General features: G+C 70.2%; 22 protein-coding genes. 7 read left to right on the forward strand and 15 right to left on the reverse strand.

Features of this window, described 5'->3' with window-relative positions:
• Positions 1-461: 461 nt before the first annotated feature.
• A complete protein-coding gene (locus AB0M01_RS32125; RefSeq protein ID WP_363676213.1) occupies positions 462-1,403 on the reverse strand; it encodes a Gfo/Idh/MocA family oxidoreductase in 942 nt (313 codons plus the stop codon).
• A 42-nt stretch (positions 1,404-1,445) separates the two neighbouring features.
• Between AB0M01_RS32125 and AB0M01_RS32130 the strand changes: the two genes are divergently transcribed.
• Positions 1,446-2,081: a hypothetical protein gene (locus tag AB0M01_RS32130; RefSeq protein WP_363676215.1), complete on the forward strand. Its 636-nt coding sequence runs from the start codon at positions 1,446-1,448 to the stop codon at positions 2,079-2,081.
• Positions 2,082-2,090: 9 nt separating this feature from the next.
• Positions 2,091-3,266 (forward strand): AAA family ATPase, encoded by a 1,176-nt coding sequence (locus AB0M01_RS32135; protein WP_363676217.1) that lies wholly within the window; start codon positions 2,091-2,093, stop codon positions 3,264-3,266.
• Here AB0M01_RS32135 and AB0M01_RS32140 read toward each other — a convergent pair.
• Positions 3,211-4,170, reverse strand: a complete 960-nt coding sequence (locus tag AB0M01_RS32140) for a hypothetical protein (RefSeq protein ID WP_363676219.1) — start codon at positions 4,168-4,170, stop codon at positions 3,211-3,213. The two genes, AB0M01_RS32135 and AB0M01_RS32140, sit on opposite strands and share 56 nt — an antisense overlap.
• Positions 4,171-4,899, reverse strand: a complete 729-nt coding sequence (locus AB0M01_RS32145) for a CDP-alcohol phosphatidyltransferase family protein (protein ID WP_363676221.1) — start codon at positions 4,897-4,899, stop codon at positions 4,171-4,173.
• Positions 4,900-5,014: 115 nt separating this feature from the next.
• Here AB0M01_RS32145 and AB0M01_RS32150 point away from each other — a divergent pair, with 115 nt between their 5' ends.
• Positions 5,015-5,542: a DUF6609 family protein gene (locus AB0M01_RS32150; RefSeq protein ID WP_363676223.1), complete on the forward strand. Its 528-nt coding sequence runs from the start codon at positions 5,015-5,017 to the stop codon at positions 5,540-5,542.
• On the opposite strand, the gene AB0M01_RS32155 is transcribed toward AB0M01_RS32150, so the two are convergent.
• Both AB0M01_RS32155 and AB0M01_RS32160 read right to left on the reverse strand, forming a co-directional pair.
• Positions 5,539-5,976, reverse strand: a complete 438-nt coding sequence (locus AB0M01_RS32155) for a nitroreductase family deazaflavin-dependent oxidoreductase (RefSeq protein ID WP_363676225.1) — start codon at positions 5,974-5,976, stop codon at positions 5,539-5,541. The two genes, AB0M01_RS32150 and AB0M01_RS32155, sit on opposite strands and share 4 nt — an antisense overlap.
• A gap of 28 nt (positions 5,977-6,004) precedes the next feature.
• Entirely contained in the window at positions 6,005-6,193 is a 189-nt protein-coding gene (locus AB0M01_RS32160; RefSeq protein WP_363676227.1) for a hypothetical protein, read from the reverse strand.
• Between the two features lie 82 nt (positions 6,194-6,275).
• Between AB0M01_RS32160 and AB0M01_RS32165 the strand changes: the two genes are divergently transcribed.
• Positions 6,276-6,719: a MarR family transcriptional regulator gene (locus AB0M01_RS32165; RefSeq protein ID WP_363676229.1), complete on the forward strand. Its 444-nt coding sequence runs from the start codon at positions 6,276-6,278 to the stop codon at positions 6,717-6,719.
• A 12-nt stretch (positions 6,720-6,731) separates the two neighbouring features.
• On the opposite strand, the gene AB0M01_RS32170 is transcribed toward AB0M01_RS32165, so the two are convergent.
• From AB0M01_RS32170 to AB0M01_RS32195, 6 genes are all read right to left on the reverse strand, one after another.
• Positions 6,732-7,178, reverse strand: coding sequence for a hypothetical protein (locus tag AB0M01_RS32170; protein WP_363676231.1), 447 nt, complete (start codon positions 7,176-7,178; stop codon positions 6,732-6,734).
• 27 nt (positions 7,179-7,205) lie between these two features.
• Positions 7,206-8,396, reverse strand: a complete 1,191-nt coding sequence (locus AB0M01_RS32175) for a PP2C family protein-serine/threonine phosphatase (RefSeq protein WP_363676233.1) — start codon at positions 8,394-8,396, stop codon at positions 7,206-7,208.
• 48 nt (positions 8,397-8,444) lie between these two features.
• A complete protein-coding gene (locus AB0M01_RS32180; protein ID WP_363676235.1) occupies positions 8,445-9,284 on the reverse strand; it encodes a DNA-formamidopyrimidine glycosylase family protein in 840 nt (279 codons plus the stop codon).
• 149 nt (positions 9,285-9,433) lie between these two features.
• Positions 9,434-9,910, reverse strand: a complete 477-nt coding sequence (locus AB0M01_RS32185) for a ribose-5-phosphate isomerase (protein ID WP_363676237.1) — start codon at positions 9,908-9,910, stop codon at positions 9,434-9,436.
• 19 nt (positions 9,911-9,929) lie between these two features.
• A complete protein-coding gene (locus AB0M01_RS32190; RefSeq protein WP_363676239.1) occupies positions 9,930-10,688 on the reverse strand; it encodes a hypothetical protein in 759 nt (252 codons plus the stop codon).
• A gap of 92 nt (positions 10,689-10,780) precedes the next feature.
• Positions 10,781-11,383, reverse strand: coding sequence for a DsbA family protein (locus AB0M01_RS32195; RefSeq protein WP_363676241.1), 603 nt, complete (start codon positions 11,381-11,383; stop codon positions 10,781-10,783).
• Between the two features lie 87 nt (positions 11,384-11,470).
• Between AB0M01_RS32195 and pepN the strand changes: the two genes are divergently transcribed.
• Together pepN and AB0M01_RS32205 are read left to right on the forward strand one after the other, a co-directional pair.
• On the forward strand, positions 11,471-14,044 hold the full coding sequence (pepN, locus tag AB0M01_RS32200; RefSeq protein ID WP_363676243.1) for an aminopeptidase N: 2,574 nt from the start codon (positions 11,471-11,473) through the stop codon (positions 14,042-14,044).
• A 64-nt stretch (positions 14,045-14,108) separates the two neighbouring features.
• Positions 14,109-14,639, forward strand: coding sequence for a hypothetical protein (locus AB0M01_RS32205; protein ID WP_363676245.1), 531 nt, complete (start codon positions 14,109-14,111; stop codon positions 14,637-14,639).
• 21 nt (positions 14,640-14,660) lie between these two features.
• Here AB0M01_RS32205 and AB0M01_RS32210 read toward each other — a convergent pair whose 3' ends face one another.
• Positions 14,661-15,800, reverse strand: a complete 1,140-nt coding sequence (locus AB0M01_RS32210; protein WP_363676246.1) for a serine hydrolase domain-containing protein — start codon at positions 15,798-15,800, stop codon at positions 14,661-14,663.
• Between the two features lie 275 nt (positions 15,801-16,075).
• Here AB0M01_RS32210 and AB0M01_RS32215 point away from each other — a divergent pair, with 275 nt between their 5' ends.
• Positions 16,076-17,152 carry a hypothetical protein gene (locus tag AB0M01_RS32215; RefSeq protein WP_363676247.1) on the forward strand — a complete coding sequence of 359 codons (1,077 nt, stop codon included), beginning with the start codon at positions 16,076-16,078 and terminating at the stop codon, positions 17,150-17,152.
• Positions 17,153-17,179: 27 nt separating this feature from the next.
• Here the strand turns inward: AB0M01_RS32215 and AB0M01_RS32220 are convergent, their stop codons facing one another.
• Genes AB0M01_RS32220 through AB0M01_RS32230 form a run of 3 tightly spaced genes read right to left on the reverse strand, consistent with a single transcriptional unit; the run spans position 17,180 to position 18,460 of the window.
• Positions 17,180-17,752, reverse strand: coding sequence for a GNAT family protein (locus AB0M01_RS32220; RefSeq protein WP_363676248.1), 573 nt, complete (start codon positions 17,750-17,752; stop codon positions 17,180-17,182).
• Between the two features lie 41 nt (positions 17,753-17,793).
• Positions 17,794-18,195, reverse strand: coding sequence for a DUF5130 family protein (locus AB0M01_RS32225; protein WP_363676249.1), 402 nt, complete (start codon positions 18,193-18,195; stop codon positions 17,794-17,796).
• On the reverse strand, positions 18,182-18,460 hold the full coding sequence (locus AB0M01_RS32230; protein ID WP_363676250.1) for a hypothetical protein: 279 nt from the start codon (positions 18,458-18,460) through the stop codon (positions 18,182-18,184). The genes AB0M01_RS32225 and AB0M01_RS32230 overlap by 14 nt, the downstream gene beginning before the upstream one ends.
• Between the last annotated feature and the right edge of the window lie 62 nt (positions 18,461-18,522).

Genomic DNA, 18,522 nt, shown 5'->3' on the forward strand with positions numbered 1-18,522 from the left:
GGCGCCGGCCCGAGCAGGTGAAGGCCGAGACGCTGGCGCCGGCCCGAGCAGGTGAAGGTCAAGACGCTGGCGCCGGCCCGAGCAGGTGAAGGTCAAGACGCTGGCGCCGGCCCGAGCAGGTGAAGGTCAAGGCGCCGACGCCGGCCGACGAGGTCGTCGTGGTGGTCGGACGACGTGCTCGCCACCGGCGGCACGGTCGAGGCCTGTCTGCGGCTGATCCGGCGCTGCGGGGCCGGCGGAGAACGTCGGATGCTCGACGGGCTTGCGGCCGAGTCGCGGCAGGCGGCGTTGCCAGTTGAGAGGTTGATCGGCGTCACCGGCGGGCGTCGCCGGGACCCTGGCGCTGCTGCCGGGGACCTTGCTGAGGCAGGGCGCGAAGGCGGGTTCGCGGCTGAGATTGGTTTGTTGAGACAGGGCCTCTTCCACCTCGGTGGAAGAGGCCCTGTTCGTCATCTGCTGGGCTAGCTGGTGTGCCAGGCCTCGACGGCCTGCTGCACGCGGTACGCCGAGGCGAAGTCGGCGAGGTTCTCCGGATGGTTACCCCGGACGGCCTCGGCGAACAGCGACAGCCGCGACGCGTCACCACTGCGCTCCTCCGGCAGGCCGACCCGTTCCCATTCATTGCCCTCAGCAACAAACAGTTCGGTCCAGTCGCGCAGCAGGTACGAGCGCTCGGTTCCGCGCACGATCCACTCGTACGTCGTCGGCCCGGCGATCACACCGCTGACCTGAACCGGGACGTCACCGGCCCGGTACAACCCGAACGCCGCGACCTCGGCGCCGGGACCGCGATGGTCGAGCACCAGGTCGACAGGAGTCAGCGGGCCAATCAGGCGATCGGTCAGGTAGGCGAAGTGCGAGAAGACCTCGCGGATGAATCCGCCCTGGGCCCGCTCGCCCAGCCAAGCTGCCGACGCCTGGAACGGCCGGGGCCAGTGCGGAAAGGCCAGGCGGATCTCGACGGCGCGGATCTCACCGGCGGCACCGAGGACTTCTTCGAGGTAGCGCGTCGCCGGTTGGTCCGACAGCGCGAAGTTCACCGCAGCCGCGCGTCCTGAGCCGGCGACCGCCTCGACCATCCGTTGCCCATCGGCCAGGCTGACCGCGAGCGGCTTCTCGCAGAACACCGCACGCCCCGCCGCGAAGGCCGCCACGGTGAGGTCCGCGTGTGTGGCGGGTGGGGTGGCGACATAGAGGGCATCGATCTCGGCGGCGACAACCTCTGCGGGATCGGTGGTGAAGTGGATCGCCGGGAACTCCCTGGCCCACCGCTCAACCACCGTCGGGTCCAGGTCGGCGGCGGCGACCACCTCGTAGTCGGGGTGGGACTGAGCGATCTGGAGGACACGCCCACCCATCGCTCCGAGGCCAACGATCCCCAGCCGCACCGCACGCGTGATCACCTGGTCGAGTCTGCACCCTGAGTGCGTATCTACGCTTCCGGGGTGCGGACAGTGGCTGAGTTGAAGGAACGGTGGATTGCCGAGATCTCGGCAATCGTGCTGCCGACCTGCATGTACGTGTCGACCGCGCGCGAGGCTGAGGTGCTGTGCGGGCAACTGGTCGAGGACGTGTGCTTCCTGGAGGAGGTCGACTCGGACTTCGTCGACGCGGATCGCCAGGGGCACGGATCGACCGGGGTGAGCGGGGCGTTCGAGCGGGTGTTCGGCGCTGGTACTCGGTCTGCGGCCGGGGTTGTGTCGGTGTACGCGCGGCATTTTCATCGGCTGGGGTATCTGGCGATCGACCGAGCCGTGGACTGGGGGCCGCTTGCTGAGAAGGCTCGGGCGGGGTTGGGGGATCTTCGGCGGAGCGAGCTCGAGGAGCTGTACGGCGAGCCCAGTCTGGTCGTGGACGGGCGGGTCGGGTGCTACGTGTCCGCGGAGGGATGGCTCTACGTCGACTACCAGGGGCCCGAGTTGCTCGGGCCGCAGGAGTTGGTGCGGGACGTTCGGGTGCCGGCGGGGAGCGGATTCCAGCTCGGCGGGCGGTCGGGCGGTGAGCGATCAGCCCTTGGCAGCTTTGACGACGGGGTCTGCTGGACGCCGTACGGGCGGACGCTTGTCGGTGGGGGTTTGTAGCGTGGCGGCATGCTCACGACGTTGGCGGTGGAGAGTTATCGGTCGTTGCGGCGGGTGGTGGTGCCGTTGGGGCGGGTGAATGTGGTGACGGGGGCCAACGGGAGTGGGAAGTCTTCGTTGTACCGGGCGCTGCGGTTGCTGGCGGATGCCTCTCGGAACGGGGCGGTGGCGGCGTTGGCTCGGGAGGGTGGGTTGCAGAGCACGTTGTGGGCCGGGCCTGAGGTGGTGGGAAAGGCTGTGCGGCGTGGGGAGTTCGCGGTGCAGGGGACGGTGCGGTCGGGGCCGGTGAGTTTGCGGATGGGGTTCGCTTCCGAGGACTACGGGTACGCCGTGGACTTCGGGCTGCCGACGATGGGTGGGCCGTTCGGGCAGGATCCGGAGATCAAGCGGGAGGCGCTCTGGGCGGGGCCGTTCTTCCGGCCGGCGTCGTTGCTGGTGGATCGCAAGCACGCGGCGGTGCGGATCCGGGGTGACAGCGGCGAGTGGGAGGACGGCGGGCATCAGCTGCAGACGTTCGACAGCATGCTGAGCGAGTTCGCGGATCCGCATCGGGCGCCGGAGCTGATGGCGGTGCGGGAGCGGATTCGGGGGTGGCGGTTCTACGACCACCTGCGGACCGACGCCGACGCGCCCGCGCGGCAGGCGCGGGTGGGGACGCGGACGCCGGTGCTCGATGCCGAGGGCGCCGATCTGGCGGCGGCGTTGGAGACGATCAGTCAGATCGGGGACCGCGCGGCGCTGAACGAGGCGGTCGAGCAGGCCTTTCCGGGGAGCGCGGTGGCGATCGGGAATCGGAGCGGGCTGTTCGAGCTGGTGTTCAGGCAGCACGGGCTGCTGCGGCCGTTGGCTGCGGCGGAGTTGTCGGATGGGACGCTGCGGTACCTGCTGTGGGTCGCCGCGCTGCTGACGCCGAGGCCGCCGGAGCTGCTGGTGCTGAACGAGCCGGAGACGAGTTTGCACCCCGATCTGTTGCCGGCGCTCGCCAATCTCGTGATCACCGCGGCGAAGGAGACGCAGGTGATCCTGGTGACGCACTCGCGGCCGTTCCTCGCCGCGCTGCAGGCGGGAGCGGACGAGACCGGGCAGGATCTGCGGACGATCGAGCTGGTGAAGGAGTTCGGCCAGACCGCTATCGCGGGTCAGGGCCCGCTGGACGAGCCTCCGTGGAAGTGGCCGGCCCGCTAGCCGAAGCCGAACCACCCGCCGACCCGTCGGCCGAGGCCGGGCCGCCGCCCGACGTCGTCTCCTCAGCCGAGTCCTTCACTGATTCGAAGCGGACCAGGATCAGTGCGCCTATTGCGGTCAGTACGAAACCACCCACCGCCGCAGGACCCCAGCCCGGCCTGACCGCATCATGCAGCACGAAGACCCCCACCGCAGCCGGCGTGATCGTCTGCAGCGCGATCATCGGTGTCGTCGCCAGCGTCACCGAGCCGCGTTGCAGCGCCAGCGAGTACAGGATGAACGCGAGCGCACCGCTCAACGGCAGCGTGTACGTCGTGAAGCCCTGGAGCAGTTCGCTGATCGAGCCGTCTTCCAGCAGCCTCGCCGAGATCGCCACCCCGGCGTAGCCGAGGCCGGCCAGCAACCCCAGGAGTGCCGTCGCGCCGGCGTGCTCCGAGCGGCTGGCGACGGCGCCGAGGACGATGATCGCGATCAGTCCGAGCAGGATGCCGATCGTCAGCCCGTGGTGCCGGGCGCTCTCCCCCGCGTGCCCGGCCGACACCGCCAGGACGCCGAGCCCGACGCACACCGCGATCACCGCGCCCCACTCGACCGCCGACAGGCGATCGCTCATCCAGCGCGTCGCGAGCAGCGCGGTCACGACCAGGCTCGCGGCGATGCCTGCCTGAGCCAGATACAAAGGCAGCAGCCGGAGCGCCACGAAGTGCAGACCGAAACCGGCCAGGTTCAGTACCAGGGCGGCCAGGAACGGGCCTTGCCGCAGCAGCGCCGCGACGAACGCCGCGAACCGGCGCGGATCCAGCTCGGAACCGGTCGGGACCTTGCGGGAGCCGACCGCCTGCAGGATCGCGGCGACCCCGAACAGCACGGCCGCCCCGAGCGCGGCTCCCAGACCGAGCAGCACTCAGACTGCCTTGCGCCGCGGCACCCAGAAGGTCAGGTACAGACTCAGGACGCCGTAGTAGACCAGGTAGGCCAGCGACAGCGCGACGACGGCGGCGTTGGGGTCGGGCATCTGCGCCAGCAGTACGGCGTACGAGCCGAGCCAGATCGCCGTGGTCAACAGGTTCATCGACCGGAAGGCCTTGGTTCGCGAGGGGTACACGTACTTGACCGGGACGAAGACCAGGATCGAGCAGGTCACCAGGATCACGCCGGTCGCGGCCGGGCCGAGGCCGAGCACGACGACGTAGAAGGCGACCACGTTCCAGTAGCTGGGGAAGCCGAGGAAGAAGTGGTCGTCGGTCTTCGCGTCGACCCGGCAGAACTGGTAGCTGGACGCAAGCAACGGCAGCGCCGCCAGCACCGCGCCCCAGGAGCCGGACGGCAGGTACCCGCCGGTCCACAGCAGCACGATCGGGGCGAACGCGTACGTGAGGTAGTCGACGATGTTGTCCAGCATCGCGCCGTCGAACCACGGGATGGTCTCCTTGACCCGCAGCCGGCGGGCCAGCATGCCGTCGGTGCCGTCGATCACCAGGGCGGCCAGCATCAGCCAGAGCGCCCGGACGGCGTCGCCGTCGATCGCGGCGATCACGATCAGCAGCGCCAGCACGGTGCCGCTCGCGGTGTACGCGTGCAGCGCCAGCCCGGCCAGCCGCAGCCGCGTCGATCCGACGAAAGGTTCGCGCACCGCGTCGTGTGTGGTCAGCAGAACTCCCAGAACTCGGTCGACGCCACGCGTCGGACAGTCTCCTTCAGCGTCTCACAGCGCAGGTGCTGCACCCGGCACCGCATACCCTGCGGCGGTGGATCTGATCACGGACTTTACGGGGATGGCCCGGACGTTCCCGTTGATGCGCGGCGGTGGGGCCCTGCTGGTGCTGGTCGGGCTGGGGATCGTGGTCGGCGGTGCGGGCGGCCGGCGGTGGTTCCTGCCGGGGCTGATCACCGGTGCCGCGCTCGCCGTCGTGGTGATGATGGTCGGCGGGATCACCAAGACGATCTTCGACGGGCTCGGCTACCCGGCGATCTACCAGTACGTCGCCTTCGGCATCGGCGTGGTCGCCGAGGTCGGCCTGGTCAACCTGGTGGTGGCCAAGGTGCCGGACCGGACGTCGCGCGAGTTCTGGCTGTGGATCCTGCTCGTGGTCGGCGTGCACTTCCTGATCCTGGCCTTCTCGCACGGACCGATCTGCGGGCTGCTCGGCCTGCTCTGCATCGTGAACGCCGGCCTCGGCCTGCTTGTCCCGGAGATCCCCTACCGCGCCCTCTGGATCACCGACGGCGTCCTGAAGATCGCCGCCGGCTCCAGCATGGTGTGGCTGAGCTACTAGCTCTTCGGCTCGAGCAGGAAGAGCGGGATCTTGCGCGTCGTCTTCTTCTGGTACTCCGCGTAGTCCGGGTACGCCGCGACCGAACGCGGCCACCACTCGTCGTACTCGGCACCCTCGATCTCGCGGGCGACGTACTCGCTGGTCTCGGTGCCGTCCTGGAGCTTCACGTTCGGGTCGGCCTTGAGGTTGTAGTACCAGACCGGGTTCTTCGGGGCGCCGCCGAGCGACGCGACCGCGACGTACACGCCGTCGTGCTCGACCCGCATCACCGGGACCTTGCGGATCTTGCCGGACTTGTTGCCGATCATGGTCATGAGCACGACGCCCATGCCGTTGAAGCCCGCCGCGTCGGTGGATCCGGTGGCGTCGATCTTCTCGACCGCGTTCCGGACCCAGTCGGTCGGGCTGGGGGCGTATTCATTCTGAGATGACATGTCACCCAAGGTACCCCCGAGCGGGTGTTTACACGCTCTCCCGGCGTTCCCGGGCCTGCCGCGCGGCGGCCACCTTCGCGGCCCGCTGACGCTCCATCCGGCGGCGCGGGTCCTGCGAGTCCGGCAGCGTCGCCGGGCCGGCCACGTGCAGCAGCAGCCAGGTCAGCCGCCACCGGACCCGGTAGAACAGGCTGAGCCCCTCGTTCTTCGCGCTCATCACAGACTCCCTGATGATTGGTGTGGCAATGATTGGTGTACCAAGTGTTAGTGTAGACGAGACCGCACGAAGGAGAAAACCCGTGTCGCAGACCGAAGAGGCCGACCTGCTGCAGCTGGACCGCCAGGTCTGTTTCGCACTCGCCGTCGCGTCCCGCAGCGTGATCGCGCTGTACCGGCCGCTGCTGGACCCGATGGGTCTCACCCACCCGCAGTACCTGGTGATGCTCGCGCTGTGGGAGGAGTCGCCGCTGTCGGTGAAGCAGCTCAGCAACCTGCTCCAGCTCGACCCGGGCACGCTGTCGCCGCTGCTCAAGCGGCTGGAGTCTGCGGGCTACCTGACGCGTGGCCGCGATCCGCGGGACGAGCGCTCACTGGCCGTCGAGCTGACGCCGTCCGGGCAGGCGCTGCGTGAGCAAGCGCTGAAGATCCCGCCGGCGATCATCGAGCGGCTGGGGATGACGCTGAAAGAGCTCGAGTCGTTGCACGGCAACCTGACCCGAGTCATCAAGGCAGCCACGAGCTGACCGCCGTACAGCTCAGGGGCCGACGCACTCCTGCAGCTGCGCTGCGGTGAGGATCTTGCCCTCGATCCAGCGGCGCCTCAGGAAGTGCGCCTTCAGCAACCGGTGCATGCCGTCCAGCACCACCAGCCGCCCCCGGTACGCGACCAGGTGGATCGGGAAGTCCAGGTCGGCGTCCATCACGCGCTCGTAGTGGTCGCGGTAGTTCATCGGCGTCTCGGCGACCTGACGCGGGGTGACCTTGAAGCGCTCGCCGTTCAGCTGCCACAGCGGCAGGTCGAAGATCCAGACCAGGTCGGCGACCTCGACCGGCTCGGTGCGCAGCTCCAGCGCCCAGAGCTTGCCGAGCTTCCAGCGCGCGTCCGGGATCACCTCACGGACCGACGTGGGCATGGTCGCGACCAGCTCCTCGAACGACACCTCCGGCGCGCTCGTCCCGTCCAACGTCTCATCGGTCGTCACGGTGGAGCACGCTACAGGGACAGCGACTCAGCTCGCGCGGGTGCGCAGCATCGCCGTACGCCGCCGTGCGGCCGGCTGGTTGCGGCCGGTGGCCGGGCAGGCGTCGGCGGTGGCTTCCGAGGGGTGGGTCTGGCGGTGGATGACGACGATCGCGGAGTCGTCGCCGGGGCCGCCGATCTCGACGACGAGCTCCTCGGCGGCGCCGTCGAAACCCTTGGCCACCAGGCGTTCGGCGTGGCCGGCCAGGCGGTCGGTGCCGAGGCCGATGTCGCGGCGGGGCGTCTCGACCATGCCGTCGCTGTAGAGGAAGAGCGCGTCGCCGAGCTTGAGCTGCCCCTTGTTCACGGCGAACTCCGGCTTCTCGACCAGGCCGAGCAGCGGGCCCTCCGCGTCGCGCGTCGACCAGCGGCCCGACCACGCGTCGAACTGGATCGCGGGCGGGTGGCCCGCCGTACGGACCTCGAACTCGCCCGTGCTCAGATCGACGGCGACGTGGACGACGGTCGCGAAGTCGTCGTCCCAGTCCTGGCGGCGCGCGTAGTGGTTCGCGGCCGGGAGGAACTCCTCCACCGGTACGACGCCGAGCAGTCCGCCGAACGCTCCGGACAGCAGCAGCGCCCGTGTCCCGGCGTCGATGCCCTTGCCGGAGACATCGACCAGCGCGACCTCGAGCTGATCCTCGCCGCGGGTCGCGGAGACCACGAAGTCACCCGAGAACGACTGGCCGCCGGCCGACCGGATCGCCGACTCGGCCTTCCAACCCGCCGGCAGCCGCGGAAACTCGCCCTGGGCGGTCAGCAGGTCGCGCAGCTCGATCAGCATCGACTCGCCACGGCTGCCTTGGACACCGAGCCGGCTGCGCACCTTGGCGCCGGTCAGCACGATCCAGCCGACCACGCCGAGCGTCACCACGAACCCGATCTTCGGCAGCCCGGCCGCGCGCTCCGACATCACGAACGACCCGAGCGCCAGCGCGACGAACGTCAGCACCACCAGGGGTTTGAAACGCAGCAGCAACCCGCCAAGCAGCAGCGGAATAGTCAGCGCCGCAGTGGGTATCAATGACGGCAGCAGCAGCGACGCCGCACTGATCGCGACCGTGACGAAGAGCAGCATGATCAGCGTCAGCGGGTGCGACTTCCGGGCACGCCGAACCAGCGTCCGGGCAGCCCTCAGGCCGGCCCGTCGCAGACGCGCGTAACTGCCGCGGGCGCTCATGGTGAGACGAAGATAACGGCACCGACCGGTCCGCGCATCAGATCGTCACTACTTCTTGACCGACGGCTTCCGGGTCAGGCCTGTGCGCTGGCACTTCGGGCACCAGAACAGGTTGCGTCCGGCCAGGATCTCGGTCCGCACGACCGAGTCGCAGACCAGGCAGTGCTGACCCTGACGGCGGTACACGTAGACCTCACCGCCGTGGTCGTCCTGGCGCGGGTCGCGGCCCATCGCCTCCGGGGTGTGGTCGTCGGCGACGGTGTCGATGCGGCCCGTCTCCACGCCGTACTTCATCAGCTCGAGCAGGTCGCTCCACATGCCCTGCCATTCGCGCTTCTTCACCAGGTTGCCCGGGGTCATCGGGTGCAGCTTGGCGCGGAACAGCACCTCGGCGCGGTACACGTTGCCGACGCCGCTGAGCACCTGCTGGTCCATCAGCAACTGGCCGATCGGGAGCTTGCTGCGCTGGATCCGCTTCCAGGCCAGATCGGGGTCGGCGTCGTCGCGCAGCGGGTCCGGGCCGAGCCGGGAGATCAGCGTCTCGCGCTCGCCGTCGGAGATCACCTCGCAGACCGTCGCGCCGCGCAGGTCGGCGTACGCCGCGTCGTTCTGCAGCCGGAGCCGGACCTGCCCGACCGGCTCCGGGATCGGCGCGGTGCCGAAGTCGACCTTTCCGATCAGGCCGAGGTGGATGTGCAGCCAGCGGCCGCCGTCGAACTCGGCCAGGAAGTGCTTGCCGTGGGCCTCGGTGTGCCGCAGCACCCGGCCGTCGAGCAGCGCGGCTCCGTCGACGAACCGGCCCTGCGGGCTGGACGCGCGGACGACCCGGCCGCCGAACGCGTCCCAGACGTCGTTCGCCAGCCGGTGCAGGGTGTGGCCTTCGGGCATGATTCCTCTATGGGTACGACGTCAGCAGGTGGTGCGGGCCGGAGCAGGGGTGCGCCGACGCCCGCGGTGATCGGGACCGGACGGTCGATGCGCGCCCGGGACGTGTCCCGGCCGCGCCCTCCCGTCCGTGATCGACAACAGCCGAAGGGTCAGGACGATTCCGGCAGCGGCGGCAGCTCGCCGGTCTCCTCGTAGCCCGACAGCATCTCGATCCGGCGGGTGTGCCGCTCCTCGCCCGAGTAGTCCGTGGCCAGGAAGGTGTCGACGAAACCGGTCGACTCCTCGGTGCTGTGCATCCGGGCGCCGACGCTGATCACGTTCGCGTTGTTGTGCTCGCGGCCGAGTTTCGCGGTCTCGGTGCTCCAGGCCAGCGCGGCCCGGACACCCTTCACCTTGTTCGCGGCGATCTGCTCGCCGTTGCCGGAGCCACCGATCACGATGCCCAGGCTGCCGCCGTCCTGGACCACCGCCTCGGCGGTCCGCAGGCAGTACGGCGGGTAGTCGTCCACCGCGTCGTACACGGCCGGGCCGTGGTCGACGACGTCGTGCCCGGCAGCCGTGAGGTGCTGCACCAGGTGGTTCTTCAGTTCGAAGCCGGCGTGGTCAGAGCCGATGTGCACTCGCATGGGCATGAGTCTCGCAGCTCTACTCCGCCCCCGGGACGCCGGGGACGTCCAGGGCCCGGACCAGCTCGGTGACGTCGGCGTAGGCCTTGTCGTACGGCGTACCCGACGGGTGCAGCGTGTAGACCGCGACGATCGTCCGGTCCCCCGGGCCGACCGTGCCCGTGGTGTGCAGCGCGTCGCTGGTCAGGTCGAGCTCCTGCACCGGCGGAGCCGAGCGGCCGTTGCCGCGGAAACCCGACCAGCCCTGCTTGATGCTGAAGTCGCCGCCGAACACCGACGGGATCCCGAAGAACTGGTCGAAGCCGTCGGTCCCGTACCGGGTCGGCCGGCGCAGGTTCCCCATCACGAACTCGCGGACCGGCGCCGGCGCCTCGTCGAGCAGGTACCGGTAGATCCGGACGGTGTCCGCCGCAGTGATCGCGACGTACCCCCAGAACCCCGGGTGCGTCGCGGGCGGCCGGGTGGTGTGGGTGAGGCCGAGCCGCCGCACCATCCGGTCGACGATCGCGCCGCCGCCCAGCTCGTCCCAGTAGTAGCTGGCGGCGTCGTCGTCGCTGCTGCGCAGCATCACTTCGAGCCGCTCCCGGTCCTCGACCGGCAACTCGTACGCCGGGCCGCGGTCCCACAGGAAGTCGAGCACCACCAGCAGCTTCACCACGGACGCCGAGCGGAAGCACAGGTCCGGGTTGAGCTGCTCGGTGATCCGTCCGGTGTCGCGGTCGAAGACGGTCACTCCGGCCGTCGGCAACGCGGACGGACCCACCGGCAGAGCGTTCACAGGCAACCACCAACCGTCGACGGAAAGACTTGGTCGACAACTTTCATGCCTGACGGTCGTGGGTTCAACCCCTGTACGACAGACCGAAGGTCTCAGTCGAAGACCGGGCTGCGGTCCCGGGTGCGCTTGAGCTCGAAGAAGCCGTCGGTGCCGGCGACCAGGCGGACGCCGTCCCAGAGTTTGCCGGCCGCCTCGCCCTTGGGGGCGGGGGTGACGACCGGGCCGAAGAAGGCGACGCCCTCGACCGCGATCACCGGCGTACCGACCTCCATGCCGACCAGTTCCATCCCGGCGTTGTGCGACTTGCGCAGCGCGTCGTCGTACTTGTCGGTGCCGGCGGCCTCCAGCAGTGCGGCCGGCAGACCGACCTCGGCGAGCGCCTCGGCCAGCACGTCACCGTCGGATCCGCGGGTGCCGCGACCCTGGTTGTGGATCCGCTCACCGAGCGCGGTGTAGAGCGGCAGGAGCACCTCGTTGCCGTGCGCCTGCTCGGCGGCGATCAGCACCCGGACGATGCCGAGCTTGCGCTGCCAGTTCTCGTCGTGGTCGTCACGTTCCTCGTTCAGGACGGCCAGGCTCATCACGTGCCAGGTCGTCTTCACGTCGCGGACCTGCTCGACCTCGAGCATCCAGCGAGACGTCATCCAGGCCCAGGGGCAGGCCGGGTCGAACCAGAATTCAGCGGGGGCAGTCATAGCTAAATAATACAAAGATAAATAAAAAGAGTGAGGTCTGGGGGAAACCCTCACCGTAGTGGCTGGTCAGCTGCATAGGATGCCGATATGCCTGGAACCAACCTGACCCGCGACGAAGCGCGGACCCGCGCCGGCCTGCTCCGTGACGTGAGCTACGCGATCGAGCTCGACCTGAGCACGGCCGCCGCCGGCGCACCGACGTTCGCGTCGACGACGACGCTCACCTTCGGCGCCGAGGACGGCGCGAGCACGTTCGCCGACCTGATCGCCGCCACCGTCCGGGAGATCACCCTGAACGGCCGCGCGCTCGACCCGGACAGCGTCTACGACGGTGCCCGGATCCAGCTGGACGGGCTGGCCGAGCGCAACGAACTGCGCGTGGTCGCGGACTGCATCTACTCGCGCACCGGTGAAGGGCTGCACCGCTCGGTCGACCCGGCCGACAAGGAGACCTACCTCTACACCCAGTTCGAGGTGCCGGACGCGCGCCGGGTCTTCACGACCTTCGAGCAGCCCGACCTGAAGGCACCGTTCACGTTCACCGTCTCCGCCCCGGCCCGCTGGGTCGTCATCTCCAACGCCGCCACGCCCGAGCCGACGCCGTACGCCGGCGAGAACGGTGAGGAGCTGGCCCGCTGGGAGTTCGCTCCGACGGTGCCGATGTCGACGTACATCACCGCGGTCGTCGCCGGTCCGTACCACGTCGTCACCGACGTCTACGAGGGCCCGAACGGGAGCTACCCGCTGGCCCTGCTGTGCCGGCCGTCGCTGGCCGACCACCTGGACACCGAGGACCTGTTCGAGGTCACCAAGCAGGGCTTCGAGCTGTTCGAGCGCGCCTTCGGTACGCCGTACCCGTTCGGCAAGTACGACCAGGCGTTCGTGCCGGAGTACAACATGGGCGCGATGGAGAACGCGGGCTGCGTGACCATCCGCGACGAGTACATCTACCGCAGCCGGACCACGCACGCCGAGCTGGAGAGCCGCGCGAACACCGTGCTGCACGAGCTCGCCCACATGTGGTTCGGCGACCTGGTCACGATGACCTGGTGGGACGACCTGTGGCTGAACGAGTCGTTCGCCGAGTGGGCCAGCCACTGGGCCCAGGCGACCGCGACCACCAAGTACGCCGACGCCTGGACGACGTTCTGCAACGCCCGCAAGACCTGGGCCTACCGCCAGGACCAGCTGCCCTCGACGCACCCGATCGCCGCGGACATGGTCGACTTCCACGCGGTCGAGGTGAACTTCGACGGCATCACCTACGCCAAGGGCGCCTCGACGCTGCGGCAGCTGGTCGCGTTCGTCGGTGAGGACACCTTCATCTCGGCGCTCAAGGAGTACTTCGCCGACCACGCCTTCGGCAACACCGAACTGGCCGACCTGCTGAAGCCGCTGGAGAAGGCGTCCGGGCGCGACCTGGACGACTGGACCGAGCGCTGGCTGCGGACCGCGGGTGTCAACACGCTGCGCGCCGACTTCACCGTCGACGCCGAGGGCGCATTCACCGCGTTCGCGATCGAGCAGACCGCGGCGGCCGACTTCCCGGTCCTGCGGCCGCACCGGCTCGCCGTCGGGCTCTACCGGCGGACCGACGCCGGCCTGGTCCGCACCGAGCGGTTCGAGGTCGACATCGACGGCGCGCGCACCGAGCTGGCCGAGCTGGTCGGCGCGACGCAGCCGGACCTGGTGCTGCTGAACGACGACGACCTGACCTACGCCAAGATCCGGCTGGACGAGCGCTCCCGGACGACCCTGGTCGAGTCGATCGACCAGCTGGCCGAGTCGCTGCCGCGGGCGCTGGCCTGGGGTGCGACGTGGGACATGACCCGCGACGCCGAGATGCCTGCTTCGCAGTACGTCGGCATCGTGCTCAAGGGGATCCGCGCCGAGACCGACCTGACCGGTGTCCGGTCGCTGCTCGGCCAGGCGACCACGGCGATCAACAACTACGCCGTACCGGAGAACCGGGCCGCGCTGCGGGCGCAGTACGAGGAGGCGCTGGCCGGGCTGCTGGCCGACGCCGCTGCCGGTAGCGACCACCAGCTCGCGTTCGCCCGGGCCTACATCGGCGGTGTCTTCTCCGAGGCCGGCGCCGACCGCCTGGCCGGCTGGCTCGACGGCAACGACCTGCCGGACGGTTTGGTCGTCGACACCGACCTGCGCTGGACGCTGATCGTCGCGCTGGCCCGGCTCGGCCGGGTCGACGGCGACGCGATCGAGGACGAGCTGACCCGCGACACCACCATCACCGGGCAGGAGCGGGCCGCGCAGGCCCGGGCCGCCCGGCCGACCGCGGAGGCGAAGGAAGCGGCCTGGCGGATCGCGGTGGAGTCCGAGGACACCCCGAACGAGACGCAGTTCCGGACGATCCTGGGCTTCCAGCAGCCGGGCCAGGAGGAGCTGCTGCGCCCGTACGTCGGCAAGTACCTGTCGGCGGCCAAGGACGTCTACACCCGGCTCGGCTCCTCGATGGGTGAGAACGTCCTGGTCTACCTGTCCCCGCGCAACCTGGCGGAGGAGTCCACGCTGGAGGCGCTGACCGGCTGGCTGGACAGCGAGGCGGACGCGGTCGACGCGCCGACCCTGCGCTACGTCGGAGAGGCCCGGGCCGACCTGGTTCGCGCTCTGTCCGCTCAGCGTCGCGACGCCGAGGGCTGACCGGCGTAGAGAGCTGACACGGCTGCCCCACCCACGGAGTCCGTGGGTGGGGCAGACTGTCGCGGTGGCTTCCCCTGATCCCGCCCTTGCCGGTGCAGCTGCCGTAGCTCTGACCGGACTCGCCGAGGCGTACCGGCCTCGACCGGTCACGCCGCTGATGCCCTGGCGCTTCCCGCACCGCCTGGTGAAGCCGTACGTCGTGACCGCGCGCGGCCGGGCCTGGGACGACGAGATGGTCGCCGCCGCCCGGACCACCGCGACCCGTCAGCTCGACTTCGACGACGTGATGGGCGGGCTGGGCTTGGGCGTGGTCGTGCTGCACCTGTCCGAGGAGGGCATCTCGCTGGTGGTGCAGACGTGGGCCAAGGACTTCCAGTCCCGGCTCAGCCTGTTCAGCGGCCTCGACGTCGACGACCTGCGCCCGGCCCCGATCGGGGTCGCGCCGACGGTCTGGGAGCTGGAGGTGCTCACGCACGAGCGGTCGTCGTACGTGCACCACATCCTGAACGCCGACGTGGACGTCGAGGCCTGGCTCGACGACGCGCTCGACACCCGGCCGGCGCCGAAGCTCGACGGCATCCCGTCGGGCACCTAGCTCGCGCAGACCGCGCGGCACCTAGCGCGCGCAGATCGCCCGGTCGATCAACCGGGTCGCCGCCTTGTCCTGCGCGAAGACGATCTCCGCCGAGTCGTACAGCTGCGTCGACATCGACACCGCCGCGCTGCGCTTGCCGTCAGCAGTGACTCCCAGCCGGGTCCGGTAGCCGAGCTGATCCCCACCGGGGATCCAGAGCGTGCCGCCGCAGGCCAGGTCCCGCGAGAAGATCCCCAGCCCGTAGCGAGCGCCAGGCCAGAGCTCAGCCGCCTGCCCGCCGACAGGGATCGTCCGGGTCATCTCTCGTAGCTGAGCCTTCCGCAGCAGCTCGCCAGCGAACAGCGCCCGCTGGAAACGATCCAGGTCGGCCAGCGTGGAGATGTAGCCACCGGACGCGTCCACGTCGATCAGCTCGGTCGTGTCCGTGTACGGCTCCCCCGCGGCGAACCTGGTGTAGCCGCGCGCGTGCGGCCAGGCGATGCGCGGGTTGGTCCCCGGCCAGTACGTGTGCCGCAGCCCGAGCGGCCGGACGATCCGCCGCTGCACCTCGTCGTACCAGGGCCGCCCGGTGACCGCCTTGATCACCAGCCCGACCAGGTCGTACCCGGTGTTGGAGTACTGCCACCCGGTGCCCGGTGCGAAGTCCGGCGCGTGGCTCAGCCCGGCGCGGACGATCTCCTCCTCCGTCCGTACGACGTACCGCTGCTGGTGGTACTGCTCGGCGTTGTCCATCACCGGGAAGTTGCCGTCGTAGATCCCGGCGGTGTGCTGCAGCAACTGCCGCACGGTGATCAGCCGGCCGTCGTTCCCGTGGCCGCGGACGAACCCCGGCAGCCACTTCTCGACGGTGTCGTCCAGCCCCATCCGGCCCTCGCCGACCAACTGCAGCACGATTGTGGCGACCAGCGTCTTGTTGGTGCTCCCGATCCGGAAGTGCCCGTCGGCTCGCGGGCGCCCGGGAGCGTCGGCGGACGCGACCCCTCCGACGGCCGTCCGCGAGCGCCCGGACGGCGCTGTCGTCCGGGCCAGTACGCCGGTGACGCCGACCGCCGTGATCCGGTTCACGTCCTGCTGCAGCGGGCCGGTCCGGGTCGCGACGGCCGGTGCCGCCGGGATCACGGACAGTACGAGGACGGTGAGCAGCAATCTCCTGAGAACCATGGATTTCCTTCGAATTCGGTGACTGTGTTTCCGTCAGCCTGGCGATCGAAGGAATTCGGTGCCATCGCCTGAAAACCCGGACAGTGGTAGCGCGTGCGCTACCGGTGACTGTCAAACGATTGTTTCTCGGCGCACTGTCGTGACGTGATTCCGGACCGCGATCGCCTGCAGGTAAAGGAGATTTCCGGCACCTGAGGAGTACTCACTTACCGGCGGGTTCAGGCTTAAGCTGATCCGGAAAATCCAACGGAAAGGACTTGGGGAGGACCTTTGCCGTGACATCCCTGGACCACCGGAATCCGCCCACCGACCTCTGGTCGGGTCCGGCTGCCGATCTGGCTGCTGCCGCGGGTGCGTCGTTCGCGCCCGCACCGGCCGCCGAACCCGCCCACCCCGAACCGGCCCACCCCGGCCCCGCACGGGCCGAGCCCGCGCGGCCGCAGCCGCCGACCGACCGGATCGCCCCGGCGCCGTTCGACGAGCTGATCGACACCGAGCCGTCGCGGCACGTCGCCGCGGCGCACGCGACGTCGTACGGCGGAGTCGAGAACCTTCCGGACGACTACGCCTACTACCCGCCCGTCGACGGCGCGCACAGCGCACCCGGCCGGCGGACCAACCGCGACACCCGGACCACGTCCTCGGCCGAGCGCCGGGCCGCGGCCCACGACCACGCACCCGCCACCGCGACCGGCTCGTCCGGTGACCGCGGCGACAGCGGCACCAACCGCCGCGGTACCGGCGGCAAGGGCCGGCCGAGGCGGTCGCGCGCAGCGATCGGCGCCGCCGTCGTCGCCGGTACGGCGATGGCCGGCACCTTCGCGTTCATCCTCACCAACGGCAGTTCACCGGATCCCCAGGCGGGCGGCAGCGCCGACACCGGCCGGGACTCCGTCGTCACCTCCGCGGCGCCGTCGAACCCACCGGTTCCGGCCGCCCCCAGCACGGCGAAGGCGGACCGCAAACCGGCCGCGCCGAAGCCGTCCACCCAGAAGACGACCGTGACGAAGACGCCGAACACCGGACCGGCCTCGCCGAAGTTCCGCAGCGGCCAGTGGATCGCCGTGATCGACACCTACCCGACCGACGCCGGGATGGCCGCCGACCAGCTCGCGAAGGAGCTGGCGGGCAAGCTGATCAACGCCGGTGTCCCGGCGCGGGCGATGCTCGCCGACGGCCAGTACCCGGGCATCGTCGACGGCGGCGAGCCGACCACGGCCACCTGGATCGTGTTCGTCGGACCGGCCACCTCGTCGCAGAACGCGATGAACGCCTGCATCTCGCCGAAGGTCCAGAAGATCCACGAGAACAACGCCTGCCCGACGTACGAGCCGGCGACCTCGCTCGACTAGTTCACCGCAGCCGGGCCTCCGCAGGCGCTAAGCCTGCAGGCCCGGGTCGGTGGAGAGCCGGGCGTGCAGGTGCGAGTCGTGGCGGCGGCCGGTCGGCTCGACGTAGTAGTCGCGCATGACGCCTTCCAGCTGGAAGCCGGCGGCCGTCGCGACGCGGCAGGAGCCCTCGTTGACCAGCGCGTGGTCCAGCGAGATCCGGTGCAGGCCGGGCTTCTCGTAGCCCCAGCGGCTGGCCGCGTCGAGCGCCCGCGCGCCCACCCGGCGCCCCCGCGCGGCCGGTGTCACCCAGTACGCCGCCAGCGCCTGGTCCGGGATTCGGTGCACGTCCCGCAGCGTCACTGAGCCGAGCAGCTCACCGCTGCTGAGGTCGGCGACGGCGAAGACCGCGTTGCCGAGTGCCCAGCTGCGCACCCGCGGCTCCAGCCACGCAAGGGCGCGCTGGGCCGCGGGGAGCTGGATCACGGCGTTGCCGGCCGTCCAGCGCAGGATGCCCGGGTCAGCCAGTGCGACGGCGACCGCCTGCTCGTCGGACAGGGTGAACGGACGCAGCAGGAGGTCGCCGGCCTGAATCTCGGTCGGCTCGAGGCGTGTGGTGCTCATCAGGTCTTTCTACCCGAGCACCCGGCCCCGCGGCAGCTGAGTTACTGCTTGTGCGGCTCGTCGGCGTGGTGCAGCAGCGGCGCCTGGTGCGCGTGGTCGCCGAGCTGCTGGACGCCGGTGACCAGACCGCCGGTCAGGTCGCCGGTGGCGAACGACGTCTGCATGGTCAGCGCGGCGAGCCCGGCCGAGTGGTCCGACAGCTGCCGCTTGGCGGTGGCGCCGGTGACGATCTCCAGCCGGCGGCCGGCCGGGTCGACGTAGACCAGCACGGTGCGGTCCGGGTCGGGCAGCTCGTTCAGCAGCTCGAGGGCGAACGGCCGGGTCTCGGAGTCGGCACCGCCGACGTACACCGAGAAGTTCAGGCCGGACGCGGCCTCCGCGTGCCGGACCGCGCGCTCGAGGTCGAGCAGCTGGTCGTGGGTGAAAGCGTCACCAGCTGGCACTTGCGCCTCCGGTCGTTCGGGCGACGCCGCCGGCGGTCGCGGTCGGGGTGCTGCCGGCGGGGAGCTCGGGCAGGTTGGCCGGGTCCGGCTTGGTCGCCACCGGGCCGTTGATCCAGACCGGCGGGGCCCACCAGGACAGGCCCGGGCGGTAGCGCGGGCCCTGCGCGATCGTGGACGCGAAGACCAGCAGGGCGACCACCGCGATCACCAGCGCCGGGATGCCGACGAACACCAGCAAGGTGTGGCCGGAGAGCAAAGGAGTCACGGCTCGAAGCCTAGGCCATCGCGGTCCCGCGGGTGCGACCGGCTCCGGCTGCACGCAATACA

The sequence above is a fragment of the Kribbella sp. NPDC051770 genome (assembly GCF_040681455.1).
Lineage (GTDB): Bacteria > Actinomycetota > Actinomycetes > Propionibacteriales > Kribbellaceae > Kribbella.

What these genes read in the sequence shown, in the direction of transcription:
- AB0M01_RS32155 (WP_363676225.1), bottom strand. Translation starts at nt 5,976, where the DNA reads ATGTCATCTCAGAATGAATACGCCCCCAGCCCGACCGACTGGGTCCGG.
- AB0M01_RS32135 (WP_363676217.1), top strand. Translation starts at nt 2,091, where the DNA reads ATGCTCACGACGTTGGCGGTGGAGAGTTATCGGTCGTTGCGGCGGGTG.
- AB0M01_RS32175 (WP_363676233.1), bottom strand. Translation starts at nt 8,396, where the DNA reads ATGAGCGCCCGCGGCAGTTACGCGCGTCTGCGACGGGCCGGCCTGAGG.
- AB0M01_RS32195 (WP_363676241.1), bottom strand. Translation starts at nt 11,383, where the DNA reads ATGACTGCCCCCGCTGAATTCTGGTTCGACCCGGCCTGCCCCTGGGCC.
- pepN (WP_363676243.1), top strand. Translation starts at nt 11,471, where the DNA reads ATGCCTGGAACCAACCTGACCCGCGACGAAGCGCGGACCCGCGCCGGC.
- AB0M01_RS32185 (WP_363676237.1), bottom strand. Translation starts at nt 9,910, where the DNA reads ATGCGAGTGCACATCGGCTCTGACCACGCCGGCTTCGAACTGAAGAAC.
- AB0M01_RS32220 (WP_363676248.1), bottom strand. Translation starts at nt 17,752, where the DNA reads ATGAGCACCACACGCCTCGAGCCGACCGAGATTCAGGCCGGCGACCTC.
- AB0M01_RS32210 (WP_363676246.1), bottom strand. Translation starts at nt 15,800, where the DNA reads ATGGTTCTCAGGAGATTGCTGCTCACCGTCCTCGTACTGTCCGTGATC.
- AB0M01_RS32180 (WP_363676235.1), bottom strand. Translation starts at nt 9,284, where the DNA reads ATGCCCGAAGGCCACACCCTGCACCGGCTGGCGAACGACGTCTGGGAC.
- AB0M01_RS32160 (WP_363676227.1), bottom strand. Translation starts at nt 6,193, where the DNA reads ATGAGCGCGAAGAACGAGGGGCTCAGCCTGTTCTACCGGGTCCGGTGG.